This window comes from Bradyrhizobium sp. IAR9 (assembly GCF_013408065.1).
Lineage (GTDB): Bacteria > Pseudomonadota > Alphaproteobacteria > Rhizobiales > Xanthobacteraceae > Bradyrhizobium.
The window spans coordinates 63332-84663 of sequence record NZ_JACBZW010000020.1; the positions used below are offsets into that span (position 1 = coordinate 63332).

At 64.7% G+C, this 21332-nt stretch carries 17 protein-coding genes; 4 read left to right on the forward strand and 13 right to left on the reverse strand.

The genetic code is table 11. The annotated features are described in order from the left end of the window. Nucleotides 1-55 precede the first annotated feature (55 nt). Nucleotides 56-1771, reverse strand: a complete 1716-nt coding sequence (locus tag GGD67_RS35945; RefSeq protein WP_049815121.1) for an IlvD/Edd family dehydratase — start codon at nucleotides 1769-1771, stop codon at nucleotides 56-58. Between the two features lie 174 nt (nucleotides 1772-1945). On the opposite strand from GGD67_RS35945, the gene GGD67_RS35950 reads away from it, so the two are divergent. Continuing rightward, complete coding sequence (locus GGD67_RS35950; RefSeq protein WP_179739506.1) at nucleotides 1946-2620, forward strand: GntR family transcriptional regulator; 675 nt, start codon at nucleotides 1946-1948, stop codon at nucleotides 2618-2620. Nucleotides 2621-2666: 46 nt separating this feature from the next. On the opposite strand, the gene GGD67_RS35955 is transcribed toward GGD67_RS35950, so the two are convergent. Beyond that, entirely contained in the window at nucleotides 2667-3080 is a 414-nt protein-coding gene (locus GGD67_RS35955) for a hypothetical protein (protein WP_179739509.1), read from the reverse strand. Nucleotides 3081-3207: 127 nt separating this feature from the next. Further along, nucleotides 3208-4032 (reverse strand): NAD(P)-dependent oxidoreductase, encoded by an 825-nt coding sequence (locus GGD67_RS35960; protein ID WP_179739512.1) that lies wholly within the window; start codon nucleotides 4030-4032, stop codon nucleotides 3208-3210. Nucleotides 4033-4121: 89 nt separating this feature from the next. On the opposite strand from GGD67_RS35960, the gene GGD67_RS35965 reads away from it, so the two are divergent. Beyond that, nucleotides 4122-5099, forward strand: coding sequence for an SMP-30/gluconolactonase/LRE family protein (locus tag GGD67_RS35965; RefSeq protein ID WP_179739515.1), 978 nt, complete (start codon nucleotides 4122-4124; stop codon nucleotides 5097-5099). A gap of 201 nt (nucleotides 5100-5300) precedes the next feature. On the opposite strand, the gene GGD67_RS35970 is transcribed toward GGD67_RS35965, so the two are convergent. Further along, complete coding sequence (locus GGD67_RS35970) at nucleotides 5301-6731, reverse strand: aldehyde dehydrogenase family protein (protein ID WP_179739519.1); 1431 nt, start codon at nucleotides 6729-6731, stop codon at nucleotides 5301-5303. Nucleotides 6732-7045: 314 nt separating this feature from the next. Further along, nucleotides 7046-9409 carry a transketolase gene (locus tag GGD67_RS35975; RefSeq protein ID WP_179739521.1) on the reverse strand — a complete coding sequence of 788 codons (2364 nt, stop codon included), beginning with the start codon at nucleotides 9407-9409 and terminating at the stop codon, nucleotides 7046-7048. A gap of 133 nt (nucleotides 9410-9542) precedes the next feature. On the opposite strand from GGD67_RS35975, the gene GGD67_RS35980 reads away from it, so the two are divergent. Together GGD67_RS35980 and ppk2 are read left to right on the forward strand one after the other, a co-directional pair. Further along, nucleotides 9543-10004 (forward strand): Lrp/AsnC family transcriptional regulator, encoded by a 462-nt coding sequence (locus tag GGD67_RS35980; protein WP_028144303.1) that lies wholly within the window; start codon nucleotides 9543-9545, stop codon nucleotides 10002-10004. A 96-nt stretch (nucleotides 10005-10100) separates the two neighbouring features. After that, nucleotides 10101-11021, forward strand: coding sequence for a polyphosphate kinase 2 (ppk2, locus tag GGD67_RS35985; RefSeq protein ID WP_179739524.1), 921 nt, complete (start codon nucleotides 10101-10103; stop codon nucleotides 11019-11021). Between the two features lie 142 nt (nucleotides 11022-11163). Here ppk2 and GGD67_RS35990 read toward each other — a convergent pair whose 3' ends face one another. The 8 genes from GGD67_RS35990 to GGD67_RS36025 all read right to left on the reverse strand — a co-directional run bounded on the left by GGD67_RS35990 (nucleotide 11164) and on the right by GGD67_RS36025 (nucleotide 21307). After that, nucleotides 11164-12243 (reverse strand): zinc-binding dehydrogenase, encoded by a 1080-nt coding sequence (locus GGD67_RS35990; protein ID WP_179739527.1) that lies wholly within the window; start codon nucleotides 12241-12243, stop codon nucleotides 11164-11166. Nucleotides 12244-12303: 60 nt separating this feature from the next. Continuing rightward, nucleotides 12304-13245, reverse strand: coding sequence for a DMT family transporter (locus GGD67_RS35995; RefSeq protein WP_179739634.1), 942 nt, complete (start codon nucleotides 13243-13245; stop codon nucleotides 12304-12306). Nucleotides 13246-13432: 187 nt separating this feature from the next. Further along, nucleotides 13433-14272: an aldo/keto reductase gene (locus GGD67_RS36000; protein ID WP_179739530.1), complete on the reverse strand. Its 840-nt coding sequence runs from the start codon at nucleotides 14270-14272 to the stop codon at nucleotides 13433-13435. Nucleotides 14273-14318: 46 nt separating this feature from the next. Beyond that, nucleotides 14319-15221, reverse strand: a complete 903-nt coding sequence (locus tag GGD67_RS36005) for an SMP-30/gluconolactonase/LRE family protein (RefSeq protein ID WP_179739637.1) — start codon at nucleotides 15219-15221, stop codon at nucleotides 14319-14321. Between the two features lie 205 nt (nucleotides 15222-15426). Beyond that, nucleotides 15427-18123 (reverse strand): nitrate reductase, encoded by a 2697-nt coding sequence (locus GGD67_RS36010; RefSeq protein ID WP_179739640.1) that lies wholly within the window; start codon nucleotides 18121-18123, stop codon nucleotides 15427-15429. A gap of 28 nt (nucleotides 18124-18151) precedes the next feature. Further along, nucleotides 18152-19369: an NAD(P)/FAD-dependent oxidoreductase gene (locus GGD67_RS36015; RefSeq protein ID WP_179739532.1), complete on the reverse strand. Its 1218-nt coding sequence runs from the start codon at nucleotides 19367-19369 to the stop codon at nucleotides 18152-18154. A gap of 10 nt (nucleotides 19370-19379) precedes the next feature. Then, a complete protein-coding gene (locus GGD67_RS36020) occupies nucleotides 19380-19808 on the reverse strand; it encodes a globin family protein (protein WP_179739535.1) in 429 nt (142 codons plus the stop codon). A 119-nt stretch (nucleotides 19809-19927) separates the two neighbouring features. Further along, entirely contained in the window at nucleotides 19928-21307 is a 1380-nt protein-coding gene (locus GGD67_RS36025; protein ID WP_179739538.1) for an MFS transporter, read from the reverse strand. Between the last annotated feature and the right edge of the window lie 25 nt (nucleotides 21308-21332).

Consider the following 21332-nt stretch of genomic DNA (forward strand, 5'->3'; position numbering starts at 1 on the left):
GTTTCCCCCTATGTTATCGCCCGCCGCTTGTGCGGTCTGAGCGCTCGTCGTTCGGTCAGCTTGTCTCGGTCTTCCCAGTCCTCTGCATGAAATCGAAGTCGCAGCCCTCGTCGGCCTGCATGATGGTTTCGTTGAACAGCCAGGCATAGCCGCGCCGCGCCTCATCGGGCGCAGCCGCCGGCTTCAAGGCAGCGCGCCGGCGCTCCAGTTCGGCCGCATCGACCAAGAGCTCGATGCTGCGCTTGGCTACGTCCAGGCTGATCTTGTCGCCGTTCTTCACCAGCGCCAGCGGCCCGCCGACGGCGGATTCCGGAGTGATGTGCAGAACGATGGTGCCGAACGCGGTGCCGCTCATGCGCGCATCCGAAATGCGCACCATGTCCTTGGTGCCGCCGCGCGCGAGCTTCTTCGGGATCGGCAGATAGCCGGCCTCCGGCATGCCCGGCGCGCCCTTGGGGCCGGCATTGCGCAGCACCAGCACGTCGTCGGCCGTCACGTCGAGATCGGGATCGTCGACCCGCAAGGTCATGTCCTCGACGGATTCGAACACGACGGCCCGCCCGGTATGCTTCAACAGCTTCGGACTCGCGGCCGATTGCTTGATCACCGCGCCGCGCGGCGCGAGGTTGCCGTGCAACACGGCAAGGCCGCCCTCTTTCTTAATCGGATTGTCACGCGAGCGAATGGCGTCCTGACCGGGCACGTCCTCGGCATTGGCGACGACATCGCGCAGCGTCTGGCCCGAGATGGTCTTGGCGTCGAGATCGACGAGGTCGCCGAGTTGCGCGAGCAGCTTCGGCACGCCGCCGGCGTGATGGAAATGCTCCATATAGTGCTCGCCCGACGGCTTGAGGTCGACCAGCACCGGCACCTCGCGGCCGATCTGGTCGAACACTTCGAGATCGAGCCGATGCGGCGAGCGATGCGCCATCGCGGTGAGATGGATCAGGCCGTTGGTGGAGCCACCGATCGCCTGGAGCACGACCTGCGCGTTCTTGAAAGATGCGGGTGTCAAAAGCTCGCTCGGCTTCGGCCCCTTGGTCTTGGCCATCTCGGCGGCGACCTTGCCGCTCGCCTCGGCAAGGCGGAATCGTTCGGCATGCGGCGCCGGGATCGTCGCGCTCATCGGCAGCGACAGGCCCATGGCTTCGATCATACAGGCCATGGTCGAGGCCGTACCCATCACCATGCAGGTGCCGACCGACGGCGCGAGACGGCCGTTCACTGCTTCGATTTCGACATCGTCGATTTCGCCGGCGCGATACTTGCCCCATAGACGGCGGCAATCGGTGCAGGCGCCCAGCACCTCGCCCTTGTGATGGCCGACCACCATGGGACCGACCGGAATGACCACGGTCGGCAAATCGGCGCTGATCGCCGCCATCACCTGCGCCGGAAGGGTCTTGTCGCAGCCGCCGATCACGATCACCGAATCCATCGGCTGGGCCCGGATCATCTCCTCGGTATCCATCGCCATCAGGTTGCGCAGATACATCGAGGTCGGATGGGCAAAGCTCTCGGCGATCGAGATGGTCGGGAACACGAACGGCATCGCGCCCGACAGCATCACGCCGCGCTTGGCGGCTTCGATGATCTGCGGAACGTTGCCGTGGCAGGGATTGTAGTCGCTATAGGTATTGGTGATCCCGACGATCGGACGCTCCAGCGCGTCGTCGGAATAGCCCATGGCCTTGATGAATGCCTTGCGCAGGAACAGCGAGAAGCCGGCATCGCCATAGCTCGTCAGACCCTTGCGCAAACCACTCGTCATCATGCCACTCCTTCAGTTGCCATTGTGGTACAGCCTGACCCTCGATTGTCAATAAGCTTGAGCCATATTGTCGCATTTTCCGCAAAAAGGCGCTCTCTCCGGCACAAATTATTGACAATCCGTCCCTTCCCTGCTCCACAGGGCGAGCCGGCCAGACGCCGGGAGGCCGAGGGCATGTCCGACATTCGCACCGCAGACAGCATGCCGGTCCGGCACGACGATCCGGACGACGTCGTCGCGCGGCTGGAGGAGGACATCATCTTCGGCCGCCTGCCGCCCGGCGCGCGCCTCACCGAGGACGCGCTGATGTCGCGCTACGGCACCTCGCGCCACTTCGTGCGCCAAGCCTTGGTGGATGCCGAGCGCCGCGGCATCGTCCGCCGCGAGAAGAACGTCGGCGCCACCGTGCGGTTCTACTCGGCCGAGGAGGTTCGGCAGATCTACGAGGTCCGGGAGATGCTGACGCGACAGGCCGCGCTGATGATCCCGCTGCCGGCGCCGCAAGCCCTGATCGACGAGCTCTCCGCGCTGCAACGACAATATTGCGCGAGAGCCGATGCACAGGATCTACGCGGCATCCACGAAGCCAATGACGCCTTCCACCTCGCGCTGTTCTCGGCCTGCGGCAATCCCTACCTGGTGGGCTCGCTCCAGGACTACATGAACCTGACCCTGCCGATGCGCGCCAAGAACCTCGCCGACCGCGATGGCCTCGCGCAATCGCGGCGGCAGCATGAGATGATGGTCGAGCTGTTGAGGGGGCGCGACAGCTGGGCGCTGGCGCAGCTGTGTGTTGATCACATGCAGTTCAGCAAGAGGGATTATCTGGCGAGGATTGGTGATGGCTAGCGCGTAGACCGATCGAGCTGCCGTTGGAACGATGCTGAAGACCCGTTCAATACCGCCTCAACAGTCCGCGATCCACGCTAGCCTCGCCATAATCGGCGCAGGCCCTTTTCGGGTTTCTGATCAAGTCCGTGCGGATGCGCCTGAATGTCTTGCTGGCCGCATCCAACACCTCGGGACGGAATTTGCCGGGATCGTAGCTCACGCCGTCGCGGGCCTTGATGGCAGCGGCATAGGCGTCGATCATCGCCATTGCCGCATCGGGACTGCCAAGGAGTCGGGCGCCGAGCTGAACGCTGCCGCTGCCATCGACCTCGTAACCGTCGCATCGCTGTTCGAGCACCACGGATGCCGTGACCATCTGGTCGAGGAACGTCGCTTCGGCGTCGCTGAGCGCCGCGGCTCGCGTTGGCCCTGGCAAGATCGCCGCGAGCATCGCGACGACTGACAATTTGACTCTCATTGTCGTGGCTCTCGCTGCCGGCGGTCGAACTACGATCGCACTTATCGAGAGCCAGACGACGAGAGGAAGGTTGATCTAGATCAATGGACCGTCATGCCCGGGCTTGTCCGGCGCATGACGACAGGCGCTACCGCTCATTCCAATCGATAATCCGGCTCGGATCCGCATCGAACTCCATGCTGCAGAACGTGCCGCCCTGGAAATAATCGCCGACCGGATCGGGCTTCAGCTTGGCCTGCTCGGCCATCGCGTGCTCGCGGAAATCCTCGGCGCGCCCCGTGGGGCGGTAGCCGAATTCGTAGGCGCGGCTGTTGTCCCACCAGGCGCGCTCGTTGAGGGATGCGCCGTAGAAGATTTCGAAATGGATGTCGGGATGCTCGAGCCCGATGCGGCAGAGCTGCACGAGGTCGTCGGGCTTGAGCCAGATCGAGAGCCGGCGCTGGTCGAGCGGCATGTCGCCGAAATTGCCGATGCGCAGGCACGTCACCTTCATCCCGTGCTTGTCGGCATAGAGCGCGCCGACGGCTTCGCCGAACACCTTGCTGACGCCATAGCGACCGTCTGGGCGCGGGGTCACGTCGGTGCCGATCTTGTGGTGGCGCGGATAGAAGCCGACGGCGTGGTTCGACGAGGCGAACACCACGCGCTTGACGCCCTTGCGGTAGGCCGCCTCGAACAGATTATAGCCGCCGATAATGTTGGCCTGGAGGATCTGGTCCCAGGTGCCTTCGACCGAATAGCCGCCGAAATGAATGATGCCGTCGACGCCCTCGCAGATCGCCTCGCACTGCGCGAGATCGGCGAGGTCCGCTGCCTTGAACTTCTCGTTCGCGCCGAGATCGGCCGGCGGCTTGATGTCGGACAGCAGGAGATCCGAATAGATCGGCGGCAGCAGTCTTCGCAGGCTCGTGCCGATTCCGCCCGAAGCTCCCGTCATCAAAATACGCGGCATGTCTTCCCTCGCCGTTGGTGACCGATTTGCGGTCACGTGTCTCTAATGATAGCAGCATTGTCCAGAGGGAACGAAACGAGAGAACCGACATGAATGAGGCATCGTCCCACACCAAGGAGCGGCCAGGCTGGCGGCCGGCGACGTATTACCCCGACCCGGCCATTCGTGCACTCGATCCCCGGTTCGAAAAATACTGGCTGAAGCTGTCCGCGGTGGAGCGGCTCGCGACCGGCCTGCGCTGGGCCGAGGGTCCCGTGTGGTTCGGCGACGGGCGCTATCTCTTGTGCAGCGACATCCCGAACCAGCGCATCGTCAAATGGGAGGAGGAGACCGGCGCGGTCTCCGTGTTCCGCAAGCCTTCGAACTTCGCCAACGGCAACACGCGCGACCGGCAGGGCCGGCTCGTCACCTGCGAGCATGGCGGGCGCCGCGTGACCCGCACTGAGTATGACGGCAGCGTCAGCGTGCTGATGGATCAATTCAACGGCAAGCGGTTGAACTCGCCGAACGATGTCGTTGTTAAATCGGACGGCTCGATCTGGTTCACCGATCCGACCTTCGGCCTGCTCGGCAATTATGAGGGCTACAAGGCCGAGCCCGAGATCGAGCCGAATGTCTACCGGCTCGATCCCGAGACGCGCAAGGCGGCCATTGTCGCCGAGGGGGTGCTCGGGCCGAACGGGCTGTGCTTCTCGCCGGATGAGAAGATCCTCTATGTCGTGGAATCCCGCGGCGTGCCAAACCGAAAAATCCTCGCCTATGACGTCTCGGCTGACGGCACCGAGATTTCCAACAAGCGCGTCCACATCGATGCAGGTCCTGGCACGCCGGACGGCATGCGCTGCGACATCGACGGCAATCTCTGGTGCGGCTGGGGCATGGGAGATCCCGAGCTCGACGGCGTGGTGGTGTTCGCGCCCGACGGCGTCATGATCGGCCGCATTGCCCTGCCCGAGCGCTGCGCCAATCTCTGCTTCGGCGGCGTCAAGCGCAACCGCCTGTTCATGGCGGCGAGCCAGTCGATCTACGCGCTGTATGTGAACACGCAGGGTGCGGTGGGGGGATAGGCGCTCCACAAATGACGGTCTCGTAGGGTGGGCAAAGGAGCGTAAGCGACGTGCCCACCACCGCGCCGTCGCGGTCGCGAAGACGTGGGCACGCTTCGCTTTGCCCACCCTACGGAACCTCGCCTTGTCGCGACACGCCGCCCGAAACAAAAACGCCGGAGCGGTTGCCCGCTCCGGCGTCATTTGTTCACGCGCTAAAACTTACGCCGCGTTGAAACCGGCGACGGCCTTCACTTCGAGGAAGTCCTCGAGGCCGTACTTGCCCCACTCGCGTCCGTTGCCCGACTGCTTGTAGCCGCCGAACGGCGCGGTGCGGTCGTTCGGCACGCCCTGGAGGTTGACGTTGCCGGCGCGGATCTGGCGGCCGACGCGCTTGGCGTCTTCGACCGAGGCACCCGTGACGTAGCCGGCAAGGCCATACGGCGTGTCGTTGGCGATCTGCACCGCTTCGGCTTCGTCCTTGGCGCCGATGATGGTCAGCACCGGCCCGAAGATTTCTTCGCGAGCGATCGTCATGTCGGGGGTGACGTCGGCGAAGATGGTCGGACGGACATAGAAGCCCTTGTTGACGCCTTCGGGCAAGCCCGGGCCGCCGGCGACGAGCGTTGCGCCCTCGTCGATGCCCTTCTTGATCAGGCCCTGGATCTTGTCCCACTGGCCGCGGTTGACGACGGGGCCGATGGTGGTGCCTTCAGCGCGGGGATCGCCGGCCTTGGTCTTGTCGGCGACGGCCTTCGCGATCGCGGCGACGTCCTTCATCTTGGACAGCGGCACGATCATGCGCGAGGGCGCGTTGCAGGACTGCCCGGAGTTGTTGAACATGTGCATCACGCCGCCGGTCACCGCCTTCGTGAGGTCGGCGCCTTCGAGGATGACGTTCGGCGACTTGCCGCCGAGCTCCTGGCTGACGCGCTTCACGGTCGGCGCGGCGCGCTTGGCCACGTCGATGCCGGCGCGGGTCGAGCCGGTGAAGGAGATCATGTCGATGTCGGGGTGCTCGCTCATGGCGGCGCCGACCTCGGGGCCGAGGCCGTTGACGAGGTTGAACACGCCCTTGGGCACGCCAGCTTCATGGAGGATTTCCGCGAAGATCAGCGCCGAGGTCGGCGTGAACTCCGACGGCTTCAGGATCATGGTGCAGCCGGCGGCGAGCGCGGGCGCGACCTTGCAGGCGATCTGGTTGAGCGGCCAGTTCCAGGGCGTGATCATGCCGACCACACCGATCGGCTCGCGCAGCACCATGGCGGTGCCGACCGGCTCTTCGAATTGGTAGTTCTTGAGCACGTCGAGCGTGGTCATGAGATGGCCGAGGCCGGCGCCGGCCTGGAGCTTCTCCGCCATCGGCAGTGGTGCGCCCATCTCGTCGGAGACGGCCGCGCCGATCTCCTTGAGGCGGCCCTTGTAGACCTCGATGACCTTGGTGAGCAGCGCGACGCGCTCCTCGCGGCTGGTCTGGGAGAAGGTTGCGAAGGCGCGCTTGGCGGCGGCAACCGCCTTGTCCACGTCGGCCTTGGAGCCCAGCGCAACCTCGTACATCGCCTCTTCCGTCGCGGGATTGACCACGGCGGTGGACTTCTTGACGGCGGGATCGACCCAGGCGCCGTCGATGTAGAATTGCATGCGATTGACCATCGTTAACCTCTTCTTGGGGGCATGTGGGGGCGTTTCGGCAGGCATCCTTGCACGAAAGCACCGGCAATTGAACCCGCCATATGCGGGGCCAGCGTTGCGGCGGACGCGCGGAATATGGGCGGAGAGACGGAGCGGGGCAAGCGGCCTGGGTCCCGGCTCTGCGCCGCGACATTTCATGTCGCGCCTTGTCCGGGACACGAGATTGGAGCGAGTCCTGCCCCGGACGCAGCGCAGCTGCTATCCTGGCGATGCGAAGCATCGTCCAGAGCAGCGGTGCGTTGCAGAGCCGGGGCCCATGCGACCGGTTACCTCGACTACACCGCCATCTTCCGGTGCAGCACCGGCGCGCCGGTGGTGAGGCTTTCGGCCGCATCGATGATGGCGTTCGCGTCGATGCCGTAGTGCCGATAAAGGTCCGCGATCGTGCCGGTCTGGCCGAACTGCTCGACGCCGAGCGCCTCGACGCGGTGGCCGCGGACACTGCCGAGCCAGCCGAGTGCTGACGGATGGCCGTCGATCACGGTCACGATGCCGCAGTCGCGCGGCAGCGGCGCCAGCAGCTTTTCGATGTGGCTGAGATGCTGCACGCCGCGGCGATCCCGCCGCAATTTCCGCGCGGCGGTCCAGCCCGCATGGAGGCGGTCCGCCGAGGTGATCGCGAGCAGGCCGATATCGCGCCGGCTCTCGCCGATGAAGCCGGTCGCCTCGATCGCCTCAGGTGCCACCGCGCCGGTATAGGCGATCACGACTTCGGCATTCGGGCCCGGCTTGCGCAGCCAATAAGCGCCGTCGGTGATGCCCTGCTGCAGCTCCGGCGTCATGATCCGCTGCGCCTGCTCGATGCTGCGCGTCGACAGCCGCAGGTACACCGAGCCGCCCTCGCCCGCTTCGCGCTGCATGTGCTCAAACCCGAAAGCCATGATCACGGCGAGCTCGTCGACGAAGGCCGGCTCGAACGAGGCGAGCCCATCCTGCGCCATGCCGATCAGGGGCGTTGCGATCGACTGGTGCGCGCCGCCCTCGGGTGCGAGCGTGATGCCTGATGGCGTCGCCGCCACCATGAAGCGCGCGTCCTGGTAGCAGGCGTAGTTCAGCGCATCGAGCCCGCGCTCGATGAAGGGATCATAGAGCGTGCCGACCGGCAGCAGCCGCTCGCCGTTGATCTGGTGCGACAGCCCAAGCGCCGAGAGCATGATGAACAGGTTCATCTCGGCAATTCCAAGCTCGAGATGCTGGCCCTTGGGCGAAAAGTCCCAGTTGAACGTGGAGGGAATTTTCTCGCTGCGGAATAAGTCCGCCTTCTCGGCGCGCGCGAACAGGCCGCGCCGGTTCACCCACGGACCGAGATTGGTCGACACCGTGACGTCGGGCGAGGTCGTGACGATGCGCCTTGCCAACTCACTGTCGCTGCGCGCGATCTCGTTCAACACGAGGCCAAAGCCCTGCTGGGTCGACATCTGCGGTGACGGCTTGAACGCGAGCTGCTGGGGCACCTCGACGACGGGCGCGGTCAGCCGGCGGCCGTCCTGGTTGAACGGCACGCGCGCGAGGAACGCGTCGAGCTCGGCGGCGGATTGCGCGAGCCCTTCGTACCTCTCCCATTCGTGACCGGGCCGGATGTTCTGGCTGTCGCGATATTTCTCCATCTGCGCGACCGTCATCAGGCCGGCGTGATTGTCCTTGTGACCCTGGAACGGCAGGCCGACGCCCTTGATGGTGTAGGCGATGAAGCAGACCGGACGGTCGTGATCGATGGACTCGAACGCCTCCAGCATACTCGCCATGTCGTGGCCGCCGAGATTCGACATCAGCGCCAGCAATTCGTCGTCGCTGCGCTTGTCGATCAACCTGGTGATCGGGCCCTGGTCGCCGATCTCGTCATGCAGATGCTTGCGGAACGCGGCGCCGCCCTGGAAGCAGAGCGCGGCGTAGAGCGCATTCGGGCAATTGTCGATCCAGGTCTTTAGCGCCTCGCCGCCGGGCTCGGCGAAGGCCTCGCGCATCAGGCGGCCGTATTTCACGATGACGACGTCCCAGCCGAAATTGCGGAACATGGTCTCGAACTTTTCCCAGAGCCCTTCGCGCACGACGGCATCGAGCGACTGGCGGTTATAGTCGACCACCCACCAGGTGTTGCGCAGGCCGTGCTTCCAGCCCTCGGCGAGCGCCTCGAAAATGTTGCCTTCGTCCATCTCGGCATCGCCGACGAGCGCAATCATCCGCCCTTCGCGGCGATCCTTCATCCAGCCATGCGCCTTGACGTAGTCCTGCACCACCGAAGCGAAGAGCGTCTGCGCAACGCCGAGGCCGACCGAACCGGTGGAGAAATCGACGTCGTCGACGTCCTTGGTCCGCGAGGGATAGGACTGCGCGCCCTTGAAGCCGCGAAAGTTCTCCAGCTTCTCGCGGCTCTGCCGGCCGAACAGATACTGGATGGCGTGGAACACCGGGCTCGCATGCGGCTTCACCGCGACGCGATCCTCAGGGCGCAGCACATGGAAATACAGCGCCGACATGATGGTGGCGAGCGAGGCGGACGAGGCCTGATGTCCCCCAACCTTCAAGCCGTCGGCATTGGGGCGGATGTGGTTGGCGTGGTGGATGGTCCAGGACGACAGCCACAGCGCCTTGCGGCTCAGCGCGGTCAAGGTGTCGAGGCGGGCGGTATCGACGGGCATGGCAAGGCTCCCGGGAACAGGTGGCGCGATGATACGCCCGTGGGAGGCGCCAAACTTCTCAATTCTTCGCGCAATACGCGCCGATATTGGGATACCATACTAATAATTGCCCGAAATTTGAAGGTCTATCCCAATGCCAGAGCTCGATGCCATCGACCGTAAAATCCTCGCGCTGCTTCAGGCCGACAGCCGGCTAACCATGCAGGAACTCGCCGACAAGGTCGGGCTCTCGGTCTCGCCCTGCCATCGCCGGGTCAAGCTGCTGGAGGAGCGCGGCGTCATCAGCCGCTATGTTGCGACCGTGGATCAGAAGGCGCTCGGCCTGCATGTCAGCGTCTTCATCTCGATCAAGCTGGCGCGGCAGAAGGAGGAGGATCTCAACCGCTTCGCGCGCGCGATCTCGAAATGGGACGAGGTGCTGGAATGCTATCTGATGACCGGCAACCGCGACTATCTGCTCCGCGTCGTTGCGGCCGATCTCGCTTCCTATGAGACCTTCCTGAAGACCAAGCTGACCCGGCTCGACGGCATCGCCTCGATCGAGTCCAGCTTTGCGCTGAGCCAGGTGAAATATTCGATCGCGCTGCCGGTGTGACCTGCCTCCGCAGGACAGAGCGGCTGTCACATGGACGCAACAAACCCCGCCGATGGTCGTTGGTAACACTGGCACCCCAGCCGAGAGAAGAAGCCCATGACCGCATCCGACCGCACCTTCCAAACCGCCAAGCGCGAGCGCATCATTCAGGAGATGGCCGACGACCTCGACGAGGAGCTGGAGATGGAGCTCGATGACACGAGGCTCGACGAGCTCCTGGACGAAACCGACACACCGGGTCCGACGGTCGATCGCAAGCTCTATTTCCGGGAGCTGCTGCGGCTCCAGGGCGAGCTGGTCAAGCTGCAGGACTGGGTGCAAAGCGAGCGCAAGAAGGTTGTCGTGCTGTTCGAGGGCCGCGACTCCGCCGGCAAGGGCGGCGTCATCAAGCGTATTACCCAGCGCCTCAATCCGCGCATCTGCCGCGTCGCGGCGCTTCCCGCCCCGAGCGAGCGCGAGCGCACGCAATGGTACTTCCAGCGCTACGTGTCGCACCTGCCGGCCGGCGGCGAGATCGTGCTGTTCGACCGCAGCTGGTACAACCGCGCCGGCGTCGAGCGCGTGATGGGCTTCTGCTCGGAGGAGGAGTACCAGGAATTCTTCAAGACGGTGCCCGAGTTCGAGCGCATGCTGATCCGCTCCGGCATCATCCTGGTCAAATACTGGTTCTCGATCACCGACGACGAGCAGCAGTTCCGCTTCACCATGCGCATCAAGGATCCGCTCAAGCAGTGGAAGCTGAGCCCGATGGACGTCGAGGCGCGCAGCCGCTGGGAGGCATACACCAAGGCCAAGGAGACGATGCTCGAGCACACGCACCTGCCGGACTCGCCGTGGTGGATCGTCGATGCCGTCGACAAGAAGCGCGCGCGGCTCAACTGCATCGCGCATCTCCTCAGCCAGATCCCGTATCAGGAGGTCGCTCGCGCGCCGGTGATGCTGCCGCCGCGCGTCCGCCACCCCGACTATCAGCGCGGCCCGGTTCCGCCGGAGATGTACGTGCCGGAGAAGTATTGACGGGGGCCAACGAATTCGGCCTGCATGGGTATGGACTCAGGTCTCGTAGGGTGGGCAAAGCGAAGCGTGCCCACCATGTGCGTTTGAATCGGGAAAGATGGTGGGCACGGCGCTTTGGGCCTTTGCCCACCCTACGAGACCGTCACCGCCACGGCTGCACGATGATCTTGGTGTGGGCTTCAGGATTGGCGAGATCGGCGAACGCCTTGGCGACGCCGTCGATGCCGACCTCGGCCGTGACCATCGCCGCCGCATCCACCTGCCCTTCCGCGATCAGCCGAAGTGACGCGGCGAATTCCTCCGGCGTATAGCCGAGCACGTATTGGACGTTCAGCTCCTTCATGATGCCGAGCATGGGTTCGCTCTTGTCGGTCTCCATGCAGACACCGACCACCACGATGCGCGCGTCACGCGGTGCACCTTCGAACACCTGCTGCAGCAGGCCTGGCACACCCACGCATTCGAAGATGATCGCGGGCTTCAGCGCCGGCAGCATGGCCTGGAACGGCGGCCTCGCCGCCTTTTCGGCGTCCGACATCTGCGCGTGCTCGGCCCAGGTCGCATAGGGCTGCGACACCCTGGGATCGACGACGACGTCGGCGCCGAGCTTTGCCGCGAGCGCGCGCCGCGCCGGTGAATAGTCGGCGGCGACGATCGGGTGCAGCCCCTTGATCTTCATCGCCGCGATCACCGCGAGCCCGACAGGGCCGCAACCGATGACGAGCGGCACTTCGCCGCCCCGGATATTGGCCTTTGCCACGGCGTGAATGCCGACTGCGAGCGGCTCGGTCAACGCCGCATGTTCCGGCACAAGACCGTTGGGCACTTCGAGCAGGAGCGGCTCGCTCAAAATCATCTGCTCCGCATAGCCGCCGACGAAGTCGTTGGAGTAGCCGATCCCCTTGATGCCTTCCGGCGTCACCAGCGCAGGCAGCGAGCAGACATGCGTCCCCGGTTTGAACTTGCGTTCCGTGCCGGGGCCGTAATCGACGATCTCGCAGCAGAATTCGTGACCGAACACGACGTCACGCGACAGATCCATCGGCGTGCGACCGGTCTTCCTGGCCATCTCCACCATCCGCGGCGCATGCTGGCGCGCATGCAGGTCGGAGCCGCAGATGCCGCAGGCGAGCGTCTTGACCAGCACCTGGCCGGGGCCCGGCTTCGGCTCGGCCATCCTGTCGACGACAATCTCACCGTTCCTGAAAATCGCAGCGCGCATCCGGCTCCTCCCGTATTGTTGGAGCCGTTGATAGCACGTAACGGGGCGCGCGAACTTGCGTCAGGGGTTCGGGGAACGCTCTTCCAGCACCAGCAGCTGGGCGCGGCGGATACGCTCGCGATGGGCGATGTAGAGACCGCTTGCGACAATGAAGGCGGCACCGACGACCGTCCAGAGGTCGGGGACCTCGCCGAAGATGAAGAAGCCAAGAATGCTGACCCACAGCAACTGGGTGTAGGAGAACGGCGCCAGCACCGAGGCATCGCCATAGCGATAGGCCAGCACGATGATCCACTGGCCGACGGTCGAGGCGACGCCGATCACGATGCCAAGCCCGATCGCGGTCCAGCTCGGCGTGACCCAGACGAACGGCACCATCACGGAAAGGATCGCAACGCCCGTGAGCGCGGAATACGCCATCGTGGTGAGCACGGCTTCACGTCCGCTCATCATGCGCGTCAGGATCAGCGCCGCCGCCCAGCAGAACGCCGAGATGATCGGGAAGAACGCGGCGGCGTGGAACGCGCTGGTGCCCGGCCGCAGGATGATCAGCACGCCCGTCAGGCCGATCCCGGTCGCGATCCAGCGTCGCAGGCCCACTTTCTCGCTCAGGAAGACGATCGACAGCGCAGTGACGAACAGCGGCGAAACGAAGCCGGTGGCGGAAGCTTCCGCGATGGGCAGGAAACTCAGGCCGGTGATGAAGAACAGCGAGGAGCCGAGCAGCGCGACGCCGCGCATCAGCTGCAGGCCGAGCCGCTCGGTGCGCATCGCATGCAGCGGCGAGCCCGGCAGCATCACCGGCGTGAACATCAGCGCGAACGTGACGAAGCGGATCCAGGTGATCTCGATCGACGGCAGGCTGGTCGAGAGATATTTCGCGGTGGTGTCGGAGCAGCCGAGGAAGATCGTCGACAGCAGCACCAGCGCAATGCCCTTGAAGGGATGGTCGACGCGCGCAGGCGCACGGCGAGCCGTCTGCTTCTTCTCCGGCGCGGGCATGGGAATACTGTCGAGCCTTGCGGCTGCGGCGGGCGGCGGTGTCACGGCTGGAACCCGGGAAAATGCGAATCGAGAACAGTTGTAAAAAACGACAAATGCGGCGCGTTCACAACTTCCGAAAACAGGATGCCGATATGCGCGAGCCGCCGCGCGCGTCAATGCTCCGTTAATAATGGCCGTTTGTGCGTTACAGCATGGGCAGGCTGCGCGGCTTCGCCCCGCGCGGAAACGCCGCATCTAACGCCGAAATCTCGTCTTTCGTCAGCACGAGATCACCGGCCGCCGCATTCTCGCCGGCATGTTCGGCGGACGAGGCCTTCGGAATCGCGAACACCGTAGTCGCACGGGTGAGGAAGCTGAGTGCGACCTGACGCGGCGTCACGCGACGAGCCTCTGCGATGCGCGCCAGCACGGCACCGCCCTTGCTGCGCGCATCAGGGAAATCGTCATGACCGAACGGGGAATAGGCGACCACAGCGACACCATGCCGCTCGCACCACGGGATCACCGCGTGCTCGATCGCGCGTTCCCTCAGATGATACAGCACCTGATTGCAGGCGATACGATCCTCGCCGGCGACATCGAGAATCTCGTCGAGATCGTCGGCGTCGAAATTGGAAACGCCCCAGGATTTGATCTTGCCTGATTTCACCAGCTCCTCGAACGCGGCGACGGTGTCTTCGAGCGGATAGGAACCGCGCCAGTGCAGGAGATAGCAATCGAGACGGTCGGTCTTCAGCCGCTTCAGCGACCGCTCGCAGGCGGTGATGGTTCCGCCGCGCGACGCGTTGCTCGGCAACACCTTGGAGACGAGAAACACTTCATCACGACGACCCGTGATCGCATCGGCAATGACGAGCTCGGCATCGCCATACATCTCGGCGGTGTCGATGTGCGTCATGCCGAGATCGAGCCCGCGCTGGAGCGCCGCGATCGCGCGCTTGCGATCGCCATGGTCGAGATACCAGGTGCCCTGCCCGATGACGGAGACGTTGGCACCGGTCTTGCCGAAAGGGTTTGTGTTCATGTTCGTCTCCGCTGTCGCTCTTCCGCTCGGGCAACTGCCACGAAGCTCAGGAGTTCAATCCGCTGATATCAGCAACCAGCACGCTGCCGGTCGATGACTCCGTGATATAGAGACGGTCCTTGCTTTCGCCACCGATCGCGACATTGGTGCAATTCGGCCCCGCACATGACTTGATCCGCGCAATCAGCTCGCCGTTCGGCGCGAACACGAAGACGTGGCCGAGCGAGGCATGACCGACGAACAGGCGGCCCTTGGCGTCCATGGTCAGGCCATCGGGACCGCTGGTGCCGAACAGCGAGCAGAAGCGGCCGACCTTGGACACACTGCCGTCCTTCATGAACGGCAACCGCCACACCGCGTTGTCGCGCGTCATCGCGACGAACAGCACGGTTTCTGTTGGGTCGAGCACCAGGCCATTCGGGCTGATACCGGTGTCGATCAGGCAATCGAGCCGGCCATTCGATGCGAGACGATAGACGCGACCGCTGGGGTCGTGCAGGCCGGTCTGGCCCTGATCGGTGAAATAGATGTCGCCGTTGGAAGCAAGATGCAGATCGTTGCAGCCGCGAAACGATTCCGAATTGCGCGCAGTCAGGATGGGCTTGATGCGGCCAGCCTTGGCGTCGAGCTCCATGATGCCGTGCCTGTAGTCGGCCACCAGGATGCGCCCGTCCGCGGCGATCTTCAGTCCGTTCGGCCAGCCCTCATATTCGACGACCTGCGACCACTCACCGTCAGGCGCGATGCGAAAGATGCGGCCGAAGGGAATGTCGACGATGTAGAGATTGCCGTCCGTGTCGAAAGACGGTCCTTCGATGAAGCTATCGGTCGGCACGTTCGGCCGGTTGGCATCGGCCCAATCCGTCCGCACGCCCTTGCGGCGGAACTTTTCGGGCATGGTGGAAAAGATTTTCGTCTCGATCAGGCGCGGCGGCGTTTCCAGGTACATCATTGTTGTTTTGGACGTGTTGAGGGGGAGCGCGCAGCATAGGGCACAATCGACGGCGCGTCGATTGAGGCGGAGGCATGGCGCCTCGCCCTCACTGTCATTCCCCGCGAAAGCGGGGAATCCAGTACGCCGCGGCCTCACCGCTTCATCACAGATGTCTCGGCGTACTGGATCGCCCGGTCAAGCCGGGCGATGACAGCCGAGCCTATGCGACGACCTTCGCCTGCTTCACCGGCGCCACGTCCGTCGTCGCGATCAGGCGCTTCAGTTCCGGAATGCAGGAGCCGCAATTGGTGCCGGCCTTGAGCTTGGCACCGATCTCGGCAGCCGAGCGCGCGCCGGCCGCGATGGTGTCGCAGATGGTGCCGCGGCCGACACCGAAGCAGGCGCAGACGATCGGCCCGGTCGAGGCGGCGCCCTCGCCGGACTTGCCTGACAGCAACATGCGGCGCTGATCGTCGCTGACGTGGTCGGCCACGAACAGGCTCTTCACCACCTCCCAATCGCCGGCATCATGCGCGGGACCGACGAACAAGCAAGTTTCGATTTGATCACCCGCGAACGAGGCCGCACGATAGACCCCGCCGCCGAAATCACGGTAGTCGGCGACGTCCTCGCCGGCGACGCTCTCGACCCAAGCCGGCCAGCGCGAAAGGTCGGCGTTGTCGGCGAAAAGATAGCCGAAACCGCCGGTGACCGTGACGCGGGTCCACAACAGGTTCGGCGGCAGATCGAGCTGCTTCCGCGACAGCGCAAAGCCGCGGAAGACGAATTCGTAAGGCGCGATCGCAGCCGGCGTCGCCTTGGATTCCGGCTGCCCCGAGAACGGATCGGTGAAGGACTGAACCAGTGCTCCGACGCGGCCATGCGAGGCATTCATCGCGCTCCAATGGATCGGTGCGAACAACGTGCCACGCTGAGTGCCGTCACTGACGACGACCTTCAGGATGCACTGACCGTAATCGGTGGTAACGCGGGCATAGCCGTCGTGAACGATGCCGTATTTGCCGGCATCATCGGGATGGATCTCGACGAAGGGTTCCGGCAGATGCGCGCCCAGCCGCTGGCTGAGACCCGTGCGCGTCATGGTGTGCCACTGGTCGCGGATGCGTCCGGTATTGAGCCTGAGCGGGCGCGAGGCGCCGGTCTCGCCGCGCAGCGACGGCACCTCCGGCGCGACGAAGCGGCCCTTGCCGTCATTGGTGAAGAAGCCGCCCTTTGTAAAGAAGCGCTCGCTGGACGTCTCGCCTTCGCGCACCGGCCACTGCACCGGCTTCAAGGCGTCGAAGGCCTCGTTCGACAGCCCGGTGAGCGCGCCGATGTCGAAATCGCGGCTACCGTCGTTCTCGAACGCCGAGAGCGCAGCATGCTCGCGGAAAATCTCCGCGGCGGATTTGTAGTTGAAGCTGTCGCCGAAGCCGAGACGCTTTGCCGTCTCGCTCAGGATCCACCAGTCCGGCCGCGCCTCTCCCGGAGCCGGCAGGAATGAGCGCTGGCGCGAGATGCGGCGCTCGGAATTGGTCACGGTACCCGACTTCTCACCCCAGGCGAGCGCCGGCAGCAGCACATGCGGACCGGCATCGACCGTGTCGTTGGAGAGCACGTTCTCGGAGACCACGAACAGCTCGAGCTTCTTCAACGCCTCGCGCACGAAGTCCGCATCGGGCAGCGACACCGCGGGATTGGTGCCCATCACCCAGAGCGCCTTGACCTCGCCGCGATGGATGGCCTCGAACAGCTGCACCGCCTTCAAGCCCTCATGGGTGGCGATGCGCGGCGCCTTCCAGAACCGCCTGACACGATCGATGTCGGGCGGCGTGAAGCCCATATGCGCGGCGAGCATATTGGCGAGACCGCCGACCTCGCGGCCGCCCATCGCGTTGGGCTGGCCGGTGAGCGAGAACGGCGAGGCGCCGGGCTTGCCGATGCGTCCCGTCGCGAGGTGACAGTTCAGGATCGCGTTGACCTTGTCAGTGCCCTGTGCCGACTGGTTGACGCCCTGCGAATACAGCGTGACGACGCGGTCCGTGTCGCGGAACATCTTGAAGAAGGTGGCGACGTCCTGCTCGGAGAGGCCCGTCGCGAGCGCCGTCGCAGTGACGCTGCCGGCGATGCTGCGCGCACGCGTCAGCGCATCGTCGAAACCGCTCGTGTTCTGCGCGATGTAGTCCTGGTCCAGCGCGCCATTGTCGGCGAGATGGACGAACAGGCCGGAGAACAGCGCGGTATCGGTGCCGGGCTTGAGGCCGAGGAACAGATCGACATCGCTCGCAGTGTCGGTGCGGCGCGGGTCGATCACGATCATGCGCGCACCGCGCTCCCCACGGTTCTTCAGCATGCGCTGGAACAGCACCGGATGGCACCAGGCCGCGTTCGAGCCGACGAAGACCAGCAGATCGGCCTGGTCGAGATCCTCGTAGCAGCCGGGGACTGTGTCGGCGCCAAAGGCGCGGCGATGGCCCGCGACCGAGGACGACATGCAGAGCCGTGAATTGGTGTCGACATTCGCCGTGCCGACAAAGCCCTTCATCAGCTTGTTGGCGACGTAATAATCCTCGGTGAGGAGCTGACCGGAGAGATAGAACGCGACCGCGTCGGCGCCGTCACGCGCCACGATGTGCTGCATGCGATGGGCGACGTGATCGAGCGCATCGCTCCAGGCGACGCGTTCGAGCACGCCCTTGCAGCGGATCATTGGATAGAGCAGACGGCTTTCGAGGCCAACGGTCTCGCCGAGCGCTGAGCCTTTCGAGCACAACCGGCCGAAATTGGCGGGATGGTCGGGATCGCCAGCGATCGCCGCACCGCCCTTGCCATCCGGCGTCGCCAGCACGCCGCAGCCGACGCCGCAATAGGGACAGGTCGTCTTGGTGGCACGAAGCGCGGGATCGATCGCCGTCATATCAAGCTGCCTTGTCACGCCGGCTCTATCAAGCCGCCTCGGAAGAACGCGCAAGCGCGCGGCCGAACATCATGTCGGTGCGGATCGCCGCCACCTTGTCGCGATTGCGGATCAGCTCGAGATACCAGAGCGCATCGACGGTATCGCCGATCAGCACCGCGCCGGTGAGCCGGCCGTCGGCGATCACGAGCTTCTTGTAGGTGCCGCGCCTGCGGTCGGTCAGCACCAGGCTCTCGCTGCCCTCCCCGCCCATGAAGTCGCCGGCGGAGAACACGCTGACGCCGGAGACCTTCAAATTGGTCGAGACCACGCTGCCCTGATAGGCGGCGGGCCGGCCGGCCAGATGCCGTGCCAGCACCCGCGCCTGCTCATAGGCGGGCTCGACCAGGCCATAGCAGGTGCCGCGATGCTCGGCACATTCGCCGAGCGCGAAGATGTCGGGCGATGCCGTCTGCATCACATCGTTGACGACGATGCCGCGGTTGACCGCGATTCCGGCGTCCTTGGCAAGCGCCACGTTCGGCTTGATCCCGGCGGCGAAGATCACCGCATCGGCCTCGATGCGGCTGCCATCGGCAAGCTCGACGGCCTCGACATGACCATCGCCATGGATGCGGGCCGTCGAGGCATTGAGCAGGATGCGGATGCCCTTGCGCTCGACCAGCGTCTTGAGCAGGTCGGCGGCCGGCCCATCGAGCTGACGCTCCATCAGCCGGTCCATCAGATGCAGCAGCGTCACCGGCGCACCGGCCTTGGCAAGGCCGTAGGCTGCCTCGAGCCCGAGCAGGCCGCCGCCGACCACGACGACGCGCTTCTTCGCAGCGGCCAGCGTCAGCAAAAGGTCGACGTCGCGCGTATCGCGAAACGTGTGCACGCCGGCGAGATCGGCACCCGGCAAATTGAGCCGCAGCGGCGTCGACCCGGTGGCGAGCACGAGCTTGGAATATTCCATGCTCTCTTCGCCTTCGATCTTGAGCTCGCGGCGGCCGGTGTCGATCTCGGTGACGCGATAGCCGTAGCGCACCGTGACGCCGCGATGGCGCCACCAATCGGCCGGCCGGAGCTCGATCTCGTGCGAGCCGGTCTCGCCGGCCAGCACGGATGAGAGCAGCACGCGATTGTAAGCGAGCCGCGGTTCCTCGCCGATCACGGCGACCGCGTAGCGGCCGAGTGCGGACTTGGCGAGCTCGTCGACCAGACGCGCGGCTGCCATACCGTTACCGACGATGACCAGCGGTTCACTCACGAGGCATCTCCTATTCAGCGGCCTGCGCTTGCGCGCCATAGGCCTCGGACATCATGTAGCCGGACAGCACGCCGTAAGCGTCGGTCCAGGCGTTTGCCAATTCCGGCGTCCAGGCGTCGCCAAGACCCTTCTCAAGGGTCCACAGCAGGGTCGCGCCGACCACGGGGTAGTGCTCGGCGGTGGCGCCGTAGGCGACGTGGCGCTTGGCGAGCGCGGAGGCCGCGGGAAGAATCGTCTCCAGGTTCGAGAGGCCGCTGACGACGGCGGCGAGCATGCCCATCAGCTTCTTGCGCTGCTCGGTCATGTCTTCAGGGAACATCGCACGCACGGACGGCGCCACTTCGAACAGACGATCGTAGAACAACACGGAGGCAGCTTGCGAAATCGGCGCGACCTTGGCGAAGCTCTGCTGGATGAGGGTGATCTGTTCTGGCGTCATGATGTTCTCCTGCCTGTTGGGTTTGCCTTGGTGCGCGCCATTGCGAACCAGGTTCATGGTCAAACTGTCGGGCAATGCTTCTCCCCGCGTACGGGGAGAAGCGAGATTCGTACCAAGTGTCAGACTCGCGCCTCCGCGAGGCTTGACGCGCCCTCACCCTGCGGGCCGCGACGCAGGTAGAACCACCACGTCAAGCCGAGGCAGCTGGCGTAGAAGCCGAGATAGATCGCGAGCGCGAGCTGGGGGCCTCCGGTCAGGGCGATCGACTTGCCGAAACCAGTCGGGATCAGGTAGCCGCCAACGGCGCCGATCGCGCCGATGAAGCCGACCGCCGCACCACTCTCGATGCTCGCCGTCTTCAGCGCGAGCGCGCGCGCCGCATCGCCCTTGCCGCGCACCTTGAACAGGTTCTCTTCGCGGAAGATCGAGGGGATCATGCGATAGGTCGATCCGTTGCCGATGCCCGTCGTCACGAACAGGATCAGGAACATCGACAGGAAGCCGATGAAATCCTTTTGCCCGACGAAGTAGAGCACGCCGACCGTTGCGCCCGCCATCACGATGAAGTTCCAGAAGGTGATGACGGAGCCACCGATCTTGTCGGCAAGCCAGCCGCCGAGCGGCCGCGACAGCGAGCCGACCAGCGGCCCCAGGAACGCGATCGCAATCGTGATTTGCGGGAACTGGGTCTTGATCAGCAGCGGAAACGCAGCCGAATAGCCGATGAACGAGCCGAACGTGCCGATATAGAGATACGCCATGATCCAGGTGTGCTTGCGCTTGACGATCGCAAGCTGGTTCTTCACCGACGACTTCGCCGTGGTCAGGTTGTTCATGAAGAACACGGCACCGAACACCGCGATCGCGATCGGCAGCACCCACATCAGGCCGGCGTTCTGCAGGAAGATGCCGTCGACCGGCGTCGCCTGGAACAGGTTGAAGACGGCGAGCGTCATCAGGATCGGGGTCAGGAGCTGCACGCTGGAGACGCCGATATTGCCGCCGGCCGCGTTCAGGCCGAGCGCCCAGCCCTTCATCCGGTCGGGGAAGAAGAAGGAGATGTTGGTCATGCTGGAGGCGAAGTTGCCGCCGCCGAGACCCGCGGTCGAGGCGATCAGCAGCATCAGCCAGAACGGCGTATCGGGCTGGCTCACGAAATAGGCAAGCGACAAGGTCGGAATGAACAGGATCGCCGCGCTGAAGATGGTCCAGTCGCGACCGCCGAACGTGGTCACCGCGAAAGTGTAGGGAAAGCGCATCAGGGCGCCGATCAGCCCCGGCACCGCGATCAGCTGGAACAGCTGGTCGGTCGAGTAGTGAAAGCCCGCCTGCGGCAGCTTGGTGGTGACGATGCTCCAGATCAGCCAGACCGAGAAACCGATATGCTCGGCCACGATCGACCAGATCAGGTTGCGTCGCGCGATAGTCTTGCCAGTCGCATTCCAGAACGCCTCATCTTCGGGGCGCCAGTCTGAAATCCAAGTAGGATTCTTCGTCATTGAGTATCCCTTCCAGGCTCACCGC

Excerpts from the sequence above, each read along its gene's own strand:
- GGD67_RS35990 (WP_179739527.1), bottom strand. The coding sequence starts at position 12,243 with ATGCGCGCTGCGATTTTCAGGAACGGTGAGATTGTCGTCGACAGGATG.
- GGD67_RS35960 (WP_179739512.1), bottom strand. The coding sequence starts at position 4,032 with ATGCCGCGTATTTTGATGACGGGAGCTTCGGGCGGAATCGGCACGAGC.
- GGD67_RS35980 (WP_028144303.1), top strand. The coding sequence starts at position 9,543 with ATGCCAGAGCTCGATGCCATCGACCGTAAAATCCTCGCGCTGCTTCAG.
- GGD67_RS35975 (WP_179739521.1), bottom strand. The coding sequence starts at position 9,409 with ATGCCCGTCGATACCGCCCGCCTCGACACCTTGACCGCGCTGAGCCGC.
- GGD67_RS35950 (WP_179739506.1), top strand. The coding sequence starts at position 1,946 with ATGTCCGACATTCGCACCGCAGACAGCATGCCGGTCCGGCACGACGAT.
- GGD67_RS36020 (WP_179739535.1), bottom strand. The coding sequence starts at position 19,808 with ATGACGCCAGAACAGATCACCCTCATCCAGCAGAGCTTCGCCAAGGTC.
- GGD67_RS35970 (WP_179739519.1), bottom strand. The coding sequence starts at position 6,731 with ATGGTCAATCGCATGCAATTCTACATCGACGGCGCCTGGGTCGATCCC.
- GGD67_RS35995 (WP_179739634.1), bottom strand. The coding sequence starts at position 13,245 with ATGCCCGCGCCGGAGAAGAAGCAGACGGCTCGCCGTGCGCCTGCGCGC.
- GGD67_RS36025 (WP_179739538.1), bottom strand. The coding sequence starts at position 21,307 with ATGACGAAGAATCCTACTTGGATTTCAGACTGGCGCCCCGAAGATGAG.
- GGD67_RS36005 (WP_179739637.1), bottom strand. The coding sequence starts at position 15,221 with ATGTACCTGGAAACGCCGCCGCGCCTGATCGAGACGAAAATCTTTTCC.
- ppk2 (WP_179739524.1), top strand. The coding sequence starts at position 10,101 with ATGACCGCATCCGACCGCACCTTCCAAACCGCCAAGCGCGAGCGCATC.
- GGD67_RS36010 (WP_179739640.1), bottom strand. The coding sequence starts at position 18,123 with ATGACGGCGATCGATCCCGCGCTTCGTGCCACCAAGACGACCTGTCCC.
- GGD67_RS36000 (WP_179739530.1), bottom strand. The coding sequence starts at position 14,272 with ATGAACACAAACCCTTTCGGCAAGACCGGTGCCAACGTCTCCGTCATC.
- GGD67_RS35955 (WP_179739509.1), bottom strand. The coding sequence starts at position 3,080 with ATGAGAGTCAAATTGTCAGTCGTCGCGATGCTCGCGGCGATCTTGCCA.
- GGD67_RS35945 (WP_049815121.1), bottom strand. The coding sequence starts at position 1,771 with ATGACGAGTGGTTTGCGCAAGGGTCTGACGAGCTATGGCGATGCCGGC.
- GGD67_RS35965 (WP_179739515.1), top strand. The coding sequence starts at position 4,122 with ATGAATGAGGCATCGTCCCACACCAAGGAGCGGCCAGGCTGGCGGCCG.